Here is a 1,437-nt window from a genome sequence, read left to right on the forward strand (position 1 = left end):
AACTATTCACAAATCTTATATCAGTTTTTAACGTTTACACAAAACTTGAAACGGTCTCGGCTTTACAACCGTTTTTTGCTTTACAACTGTCAAAGATGGGATAATACCTCTTCGTATCAATAACTTCACTTTTCTTCAGACCCATTTTGTTCTGATGGTATAAAATCATTATTCAATTATATGTTTTCTTCAAATATTGCATAATTTCAATTTGGTTTGCAGGAATTACTTTTATTTCTTTTTTATTCTCATAATACTTTATAAATTCAAACCATTCCTTTTTTATCACTTTACGTTTATCGTATTTTAGTTCTTGATCCTCTTTTGTATATCTCCATATTCCAGCTTTCTTCTTAACCTTCTTATTTCGAGACCAATATATCGTATAATCAATACTTTCAATATTGTTTTTATTGACATACACACGCTCTTTATCTAATGTTATCATTCCAATAAAATTTGCTTTATCAATAAAAACATCTTTTTCTGTATACACAGTTTTTCTTTCAGGCAATATTATCGTAACTCTCTTTAATATATTTTCTGAATCCGTTATTCTAAACAACTCTCTACCATACATTAACATAGATATTACAATCCATATAGTGTATAGTTGTATAAAAGATTCTACTTTCATAGTCCACACTATATATCCACAGTTGATTATTACCAACATAGTCCTAATATTTAATATAATACAAATTAATGCGTTAGAATACCATTTTCCTCTCTTTCCGCATTCTCTGCATAAATAAATACCTGTTAAAACTATCATAACAGCAATATATTCTCTCCACCTTCTATACTTATTAATAATTTGTCCAAATAAAAATATAGCTACAACATTAAAAAAAAGTATTTTGCACAATTCCCTAATCCAATTATTTTCTAAATCTCTTCTACTATTTTTTTTAATTAATCCCAACATGCCTATCAATACAAACAAAAAAGATACATAATACCCTATATTTTCTATTTGTACCGAAAAATAAATTACATCTAACAGCACAAATGCAAATATTATAGCTAATATATATATTCCAAAAAATCCCATTATATCCAAAGTTTCACTACAAATCACTTTTACTGAATCTTTAATAAATTTCATTTGGGATGTTTTTATCAACACATTTTGAGGATTACATAATTGTACCAAAAATTGAATCAGACTTTTTAACAATGTTATTCCACTAAAAATTGTAATTATAAGTGCAACCGCATTAAGCATGTCGTTATTAATTATCATACTTATAAAACTACTAATCTTTACATTTATATCACTAATATCAAACATTTTTCTTATCCTCTTTAGTATGCATTTCATTTGTAGTCTCTATATTATACTTCATAACTATATTAATTACAAGTTACATTTATTTCTTGAGTTTCCGTACTTTTATCCACAAAGCCCCGTTTTCATAATCATCGTCATAAACA

At 26.3% G+C, this 1,437-nt stretch carries 1 protein-coding gene; it reads right to left on the bottom strand.

The features are described from left to right. Positions 1-172 precede the first annotated feature (172 nt). A complete protein-coding gene (locus DW650_RS19255) occupies positions 173-1,294 on the bottom strand; it encodes a hypothetical protein (protein ID WP_118210879.1) in 1,122 nt (373 codons plus the stop codon). Positions 1,295-1,437: the final 143 nt, after the last annotated feature.

Origin of the sequence: Roseburia sp. AM23-20, from assembly GCF_003470905.1 — a bacterium.
GTDB classification, from domain to species: domain Bacteria; phylum Bacillota; class Clostridia; order Lachnospirales; family Lachnospiraceae; genus Roseburia; species Roseburia rectibacter.